We start from the raw sequence: 8,000 nt of genomic DNA on the forward strand, positions 1-8,000 counted from the left end.
AAGGGCGCCATACTCCGCTGGAGCTCCCAGCCCACCTGGCCATTTTTACCCAGCAATAGAATCTTCATACCAAACGCTCGGAATAGTGCTTCACGACCCATTCGCGGCAAGAGCCGGACTGGATATTGATGACGGGTTCATCCGTCCAGACGATTAACGTGCGAGCAACCTGCCCCACCGCCCCACTTCAGTAAGCCGACAGTATAGAGCCGCAACCATGGCAAGGCAGGTGTGCATGGACATTAACCCTTGGCCCGGGCAAAGGCGAACCCAACGACCAACCAACAATCCATGGAGCAGCGCGTCGCTATTTGCAAAAATCCAAACAAGCACTCAGCAATCCAATAAAAAATGATGTATTTTACAAATATCGATAGATCAATTCGCAAAATGCGACAAAGGTCATAATGCCCAACCCAGACTTTTTCGGATTGGATGCGCCCATTGTTTGGGATACGCACTCAGCCTACCAGCACCTTCACGCACTCGAACAAGCCGACACCAAGCGCACGGCCGAACGCAGACTGCACGAGCTGGGCCTGCTGCCCGCCGAGCTGACGGTGCAAAACCTGGAGGATGAGCGGGGGCGCCCGCCCACCCAGTCGGTCCTGACGTGGGACATTGAAAGGGCCCGCGCCAAGCGCAGGCTGGTGATATTCGCGCAATTGTTCCGCACTGCGGATGGGCAAGACTTTTTACACGCCAACGACGCCAGAGGCGCCCGCTACTGGCTGCCACTCGGCGCCGTACCGCTCGATGCTGAGGCGCTGGCGATCGCCCTGAAACGTTTGCAAACACATATCGCCAAATTCGTCGTGATTTTTCCAAGCGGGCGCCTCACCGCTGTATGCAGGCACACCGACGCGCCCGCCAACGTAGAGTTCGGACTGCTGAGCTATGCGCCGGTACTGGACAAGAGCACGTTCAACGCGTCACGCGCCCCGACACGCCCCCTTGCGCCTCATCTCAAACAGCTTGAAGCGCAGAGCGTGCAAATCATCCGCGAAGCCGTGGCCGAGTCCGAGAACCCGGCGATGCTGTATTCCATGGGTAAAGACAGTGCGGTCATGCTGCACCTTGCCCGCAAGGCCTTTTACCCCTCGCTGCCGCCCTTTCCATTGCTGCATGTCGACACACGCTGGAAGTTTCAGGAAATGTACCTGTTCCGCGACTACATGGCGCGTGAGAGCGGCATGGACCTGCTCGTGCATACCAACCCCGATGCGGTCAGCAAAGACATTAATCCCTTCGACCATGGTTCTGCGCTGCACACTGACCTGACCAAGACCGAAGGCTTGAAGCAAGCCCTGGATAAATACAAGTTTGACCTGGTATTCGGTGGCGCCCGCCGCGACGAAGAAAAATCGCGCGCCAAGGAGCGCATTTTTTCGTTCCGCAGCCAAACCCATCAATGGGATCCAAAAAACCAGCGACCAGAGGTGTGGAACCTCTACAACACACATAAAAACCCTGGCGAGAGCATTCGCGTATTTCCGTTGTCCAACTGGACAGAACTCGATATCTGGCAATACATCCACCAGGAAAACATCCCATTGGTACCTCTGTATTTTGCAAAACAACGGCCTGTCGTCATCCGTAACGGCGTGGCACTCATGGTGGATGATTCACGCATGAAGTTGCTGCCGGACGAAAAAATTGAAGCGCGCAACGTCCGTTTTCGTACCTTGGGCTGCTACCCACTCACCGGCGCGGTGGAGTCGAACGCGCTCACCGCCGCCGATGTATTACTGGAGCTGGCGGGGTCCACCCGCTCGGAACGCCAGGGCCGCGCGATTGACAGCGATTGCGCGTCGAGTATGGAAAAGAAGAAAAAGGAGGGCTATTTCTAATGACACTCGAATCACTTGCGCCCTCTACCGAGCCAACGATTGAAGACTATCTCGCGCAACAGCGAGACCAGGACCTGCTGCGCTTCATCACCTGCGGCAGAGTGGACGATGGCAAAAGCACACTGATCGGACGCTTGCTGTGGGATGCACAGCAGTTGACCGACGACCAGTTGACGGCCCTGCAGATCGACTCGAAAAAACATGGCACCCAGGGCAAGGACCTCGACTTTGCGCTACTCGTCGATGGCCTGTCGGCAGAACGTGAGCAAGGCATCACCATCGATGTTGCCTACCGTTACTTCGCCACCACCAAACGCAAATTCATCGTCGCCGATACGCCAGGCCATGAGCAGTACACGCGCAACATGGTGACAGGCGCATCAACCGCCGATGTGGCCGTGATCCTGATCGACGCCCGCCAAGGCGTGCTCACGCAAACACGTCGGCATGCGTACCTGGCGTCACTGATGGGCATTCGCCAGGTTGTGGTGGCGGTGAACAAGATGGACTTGATCGGGTTCGACGAGACGGTTTTCCGCCAAATCACCGACGAGTTTCGCCAGTTCTCGCAAAGCCTGGGCTTCGACAAGATCATTGCCATCCCACTCAGCGCGCTGAAGGGTGACAACATCACGCAACGTTCTACCAACACCCCGTGGTACAGCGGCCCAACATTGATGGGCTGCCTGGAAACACTGGAGATCCCCGCCTCTGAATCCGAGCGCCTGGTATTCCCCGTGCAAGGGGTCATTCGACCGGATGCATCGTTCCGCGGGTTCAGCGGGTATGTCGCCGAAGGGCAGGTCCGTGTGGGCGACGAGGTTCGCGCCAGCCTTTCTGGCCAAACAGCAGCGGTCACCGACATTATCGGCATGGCTGGCCCGGTGCAGTTCGCCGCAGGCGGAGACGCCATTACCCTGAAGCTGAACAAGGAAATCGACGTCTCGCGTGGCGACACCCTGTCCCTGAGCCAAAGTCCGCTGGAGGTCAGCGACCAGTTTGAAGCAGTGCTGATCTGGATGAACGAGGACGCGGGCCTGAACGGGCGCAGTTATGACATCAAGCTGGCGACACAATGGGCGTCCGCCTCAATCACCAACATAAAATATCGCATCGACACCAACACCCTTGCCCGTGACGCCAGCAGGCACCTTTCGCTGAACGACATCAGCGTCTGCACCCTCGCGACCAGCAAGCCCTTGGTCTTCGATAGCTATCAACAGTCCAAAACACTGGGAAGCTTCATCCTGGTCGATCGCGTCACTCACGCCACCGTCGCGGCGGGCATGATCAATCACAGCCTGCGGCGCGCGCAAAACGTGCACAGGCAGGCGCTCTCGATTGCCCGGGAAGACCGCGAAAAGCTTAATGGCCACAAGGGCAAAGTCATCTGGTTTACCGGGCTGTCAGGGTCGGGCAAGTCAACGCTGGCCAACGCGCTGGAACTGGAACTGCACGCCAAAGGCTACCGGACCTATATTCTGGACGGCGATAACGTGCGCCAAGGCCTGAACAGAGACTTGGGCTTCACTGACGCTGATCGCGTGGAAAACATCCGGCGTATTGCTGAAGTGGCCAAACTGATGATGGACGCAGGGCTGATCGTTTTGACGGCGTTTATCTCACCGTTCAGAAGAGAGCGGGAAATGGCCAAGGAACTGATTGGGGAAGAAAACTTCACAGAGATATACGTCAGCACGCCTCTTGGGACTTGCGAAAATCGGGATGTCAAGGGGCTCTACAAAAAAGCGAGATCAGGACAACTACCTAATTTATCGGGAGTCGGCAGTGCTTATGAGCCACCAGAGAATACGAACTGTGAGATTAACACCACAGACCTTGATCTGATGACAAGCGTAGAAAAATTGCTGACCATGATAACTTAAGCCAGCGCCGGTAAAGAGTGAAGCTTGCAAGGTATACATTCACCAGAAACGCTGGCCGCTGGGGAAACCTGTTTACAGACAGGAGTTACCGAACTAACATCACGCCAAAATTCCAGCAACCGTTGTGAATAGAACGGCAGAATACAAATGCAACCAAAAAAACTTGATTTTATTGACTCATTACGAGGCATAGCGGTATTGCTTGTTTGTTTTTACCATATGAGTCAAATCCCACAACCAAATCTCGCTCCTCCCGGATGGCTGGCCCCCCTTGTTTACTCCGGAGGGTCGGGCGTGATGCTTTTCTTTGTAGTTAGCGCATTCACTCTATGCTTATCTATGGATTCAAGATCTAAAGACGAGCAAACACCAATAAAGAACTATTTCACTCGCAGATTTTTTAGGATAGCACCGCTATTTTATGTATGGATGGGAATATATTACATAAGAGATATTATCGTATTTAATAGTTACACCTCGCCGTGGACAATACTACAAAGCCTATCTTTTACACTAAATCTTTTCCCAGGAAAGGAGGCCGGTTATGTTTGGGCTAGCTGGACAATTGGTGTAGAGATGCTCTTCTACTTGATTTTTCCGCTTATATTTTTGTTATCAAAAAATATTTTTTCGGCGACTTCGATACTCATAATCACTCTATTTTTCAGAATTCCGTGGCACGCCACTTTAACCAAGCTTGGCTTGCCAGAAAATATTGCAGAGTCTTAGTATCAATCAAGTCTAATTTACCACCTTCCTACATTCATGCTAGGCGTGGTTGCTTACCACGCATACAAGTTAATTGATAGAGCAACTTTTGATAAAAACGATATAGGAAAAATGTTAATTTTCGCATCGATCGCCTCATTTCTTTGGTATAGCTATAACGACCTATCTATGGGGCACACTGTCGACATAACAATCCAAGGCGTTATGTTTGGCACACTACTAATTGGACTATCCATGTCCAAACTCCCAACAATATCAAACAAAACAACTCAATTCATTGGAACAATTAGTTACTCCATATATCTAAGTCACGCGACAATATACTACTTTCTCAACTCCACATTTGAGTATATTTACGCAAACATACACCAAACAACGCTGGCTTTTTTAAGCTGCTTTATAATTGGAATGCTGATAATAATTCCAATATCCTACGCCACCTACAGACTCATTGAACTCCCAGGAAACGCTATTGCAAAACGTATAATAAAGAAATTCGGCAATAGATACACTTCTGTACCGCAGCAACCTAGCAACAATCAAAATCAATTATAACACTTCTACGCACCCTCAAGCTCGACGCCGTACACACTAAATCTGTACGGCGCAGAGTAGCTCGATGAAAACTGCTGCACTACAGCTCCTTAACATAAAGTGGCAACAGATCATTATAGGCCTACCAAGCACGTAGCCTCCAACAAACCCAAACTGTTAAGTTATCGAAATTAGATATGATCCAGTATCTGGGAGATCGTGATCAAAGATTTAATACCAGGGAGTAAGACATGTGAAACGCACTAAAACAATCTGACAAAAAATTATAAATACTTCGAGATGACGATCTTTTTTATACGCACAGCTGCCTCTTTAAATGAGAAGCTAAAAACCGAACCACAGCGCTTTGCGACTTACTTTAAAAGCCCCGCTTAACACCCAGATCAAATATCTCACAAAAATATAGACCAATAACTATTAAATACTTGTTCACACCCTAGCATTTAAAAAATATAAACATAAACATAAACATAATACTATGAACAAAGCGAATGCGCTGACAGCCTTGCGGACCGTCTCAGCATTATTAAACTCGTTCGTAGATAATTGCGCCACTTCGAGGGAGAGTTGGATTGGTCAATGTTTCTGCCCGTTTTGCACATCCTACGTATAGAATCGGCTGTAGTATAGAAGAAAAAGGAACACTGTAATTCAAGCATCCAATTAGTGCAACGAACTGAAGCTACTATGCATAGTACCGTTGCGAAAAAACGCTCGACCACATTCACCCACGAACTAGATGCTAGTGTGAAGTGCATGCGGAAGCGTTTATATTTTTACAGCAACGCCACAACTTTTAGAGACTTGGGATGGCGTAGCTTTTGAAGATGAAATGTTATTAAAGACCCTTGGGTGTTTCGCGGTTGATCTTCTCGAGAAAATCCAACCGTTCTTGATGCCAGTGCTGAGGTTTGCTGGTGCTGATCAAGCGACTCTGAAGACAATCCAGTTCTGAGAAGAAGCTAACCACCGTATTGCGACGAACGTGATCATGCGACTGCAGTGTATTTGGCCGACGCCCAAAAGTAATTAGAGCTGAGTTCAAGGATGGCCTTACGACTTGCCAAAAATTCCCTTCAAAGTTTGGGACACTGGAAATCTTTAAGGTGCGTGTCAAGTACGGCTTAATTAGGTAGCTGCTAAAATTCAGTGAAACTCACAGGTAAGATGCCTGAGATTTGCGCCATGCTTCGACAACTAAACTGCGACTGTCAGATGGTTAACAACCTGTTCGAGAATTCACACCTAGGAACACGGAGCTATCGACGTTCCAGCCTATACTTTAGCACTACTAACTTAGTCGTAAACCCGCGAGTCACTGAGAGTCCCCCCAACACGTGAACCGCCTAGGATCGTTGACATAATGGGTCACGCTAAACGGCCATCACATCGAGGGATAGTGACAGCCCAATGCTAGTGTTGAGTCCGGCGATTTCTTCTAAATCGAAGATATGTCCTGCGAGTACAAGAGCTATCTCCGAATGCTGGCTGACAGAGTAAGCAGCCTAATCAGGATAAACCTTATTTATGAAACTTCGCCCTTGGACAGTTTGAGGCATATATCTCGCAAGTAAAAAAATACCCTACTACAGAAATACAACATGACTACTAATCGAAAAAAAATAAAACCATTCGAGTTGACAATTAATTGAATTCACATGACCACATGTTTCAAATTTTAACGATTAACCCTAGTAAATTAAATTTTAGATTTAAAAGAGAACACGAGGACGTAGGAATTTACCAAAACGTCCCCATTCAAAGTCCGAGAAATGCACCGAACTCAACTACACCTTAAAAAGCACTAACTTCCAACAACAACCGTCTTCTCAACCGCACAAGAAATAGAACTAGCTCCTTCCGACATTTTTATTATCACTTTATAAGTACTTGGTTTCAAAGCAGAAACATCCACCTTCAAACTAAATCCAGATTTTAAATAACCTTTCTGCTTATAAAGGGATACTAGGTCCGGGCGCTCGAACCTATTAGCCTTATCAAAGGAATACTCTACACCAGCACTATCCTTTAAAGTCAACGATACCTGCTCTGGGCTAGTACTAGTCTTACTGTCCACAGCCCAACCACTAAATTCCACGATGCCAGGTTTAACATGAACCGAAGCAGAGTTGCTCCCACCAATACTATCCAAGAAGCATCCGGTTGAAGCAACACTTACAGGCTTGGGCGCACTAGTGCTGCCAGCATCACAACCGCTTAATGCAACAGCAGCTACAACTGAAAAAAACAGCGGGAATTTTAAAACTTTTACGTCTTTCATAAGACCTCCTTTAGAATTACATTATTTTCTCTTTGGCGAAGCAATAACTTCCTATTTAAATATAACGAAAAGACATGGCTCATAAAAAAAGCCTTCGCCCAACGTGCACTTTAAATAAAAACCAAACAGAAGTAAAACCTCTTACTTAATGACTAAACCTTTGCAAAAAGGAGGAAGGCTCAGACGCTAGTCTAATTGAGCCTCCCTCCCTACACAACTTTATTACTTTCGCAAAACTCTAGGCAAATCACCTATACTTTACTCTCGTGATGCATATGCGTAGCTTTCAACAGATCTTTTTTCTTTACAAACAACTGTTTTCTGTACCGAGTTAGCACTAGCCGAAATAACCCGCTCAATAGCATGAGCCAGCGTACCGTCAACCTGCCCCATTTCAACCTCAAAATCTTCATCTACGAGCGCAAGACTAACCAACGGCGTCAGCACACTGACTCTAGACATAAACATTGTACCCGCAACAAAATCCAAGCTATGCAGGGTAGGACTATCTACGCCAAGTCTAGCAGCCAGAGCCTCCGTACGGGTAGAGTTTGCCCCCCAGTAGAAGCTCATCGGTACTACATGTCCGGTTGGCCCTAAAATACCAAGATCAGGATTCTGTTCAAAGATATTTATACTGCGGCTAATAGATTCATTGCTCAAAAGCTGCTCAAACAAATCCCTCCGCCAGGCATCTCC

General features: G+C 48.5%; 5 protein-coding genes and 1 pseudogene. 3 read left to right on the top strand and 3 right to left on the bottom strand.

Features of this window, described 5'->3' with window-relative positions; genetic code table 11:
- Positions 1-68: sugar nucleotide-binding protein (locus A7D21_RS35685; RefSeq protein WP_141718318.1), on the bottom strand; the 68-nt coding region annotated here is incomplete at its 3' end.
- A gap of 339 nt (positions 69-407) precedes the next feature.
- On the opposite strand from A7D21_RS35685, the gene cysD reads away from it, so the two are divergent.
- The 3 genes and pseudogenes from cysD to A7D21_RS36440 all read left to right on the top strand — a co-directional run bounded on the left by cysD (position 408) and on the right by A7D21_RS36440 (position 5,020).
- Entirely contained in the window at positions 408-1,850 is a 1,443-nt protein-coding gene (cysD, locus tag A7D21_RS33385; protein WP_171902669.1) for a sulfate adenylyltransferase subunit CysD, read from the top strand.
- Positions 1,850-3,736, top strand: coding sequence for a sulfate adenylyltransferase subunit CysN (cysN, locus tag A7D21_RS33390; protein ID WP_069553799.1), 1,887 nt, complete (start codon positions 1,850-1,852; stop codon positions 3,734-3,736). Before cysD ends, cysN begins: the two co-directional genes overlap by 1 nt.
- A gap of 147 nt (positions 3,737-3,883) precedes the next feature.
- Positions 3,884-5,020, top strand: a pseudogene (locus tag A7D21_RS36440) (acyltransferase family protein).
- 1,804 nt (positions 5,021-6,824) lie between these two features.
- Here A7D21_RS36440 and A7D21_RS35690 read toward each other — a convergent pair.
- Both A7D21_RS35690 and A7D21_RS35005 read right to left on the bottom strand, forming a co-directional pair.
- On the bottom strand, positions 6,825-7,301 hold the full coding sequence (locus tag A7D21_RS35690) for a hypothetical protein (RefSeq protein ID WP_141718317.1): 477 nt from the start codon (positions 7,299-7,301) through the stop codon (positions 6,825-6,827).
- Positions 7,302-7,559: 258 nt separating this feature from the next.
- On the bottom strand, positions 7,560-8,000 hold a 441-nt coding region (locus tag A7D21_RS35005; protein ID WP_218188710.1), incomplete at its 5' end, for a rhamnan synthesis F family protein.

This window comes from Pseudomonas sp. AP19, assembly GCF_001728855.1.
GTDB lineage: Bacteria > Pseudomonadota > Gammaproteobacteria > Pseudomonadales > Pseudomonadaceae > Aquipseudomonas > Aquipseudomonas fluorescens.

Bases quoted from the DNA above. Each gene is read 5' to 3' on its own strand.
- A7D21_RS35690 (WP_141718317.1), bottom strand. From the start codon at position 7,301: ATGAAAGACGTAAAAGTTTTAAAATTCCCGCTGTTTTTTTCAGTTGTA.
- cysD (WP_171902669.1), top strand. From the start codon at position 408: ATGCCCAACCCAGACTTTTTCGGATTGGATGCGCCCATTGTTTGGGAT.
- cysN (WP_069553799.1), top strand. From the start codon at position 1,850: ATGACACTCGAATCACTTGCGCCCTCTACCGAGCCAACGATTGAAGAC.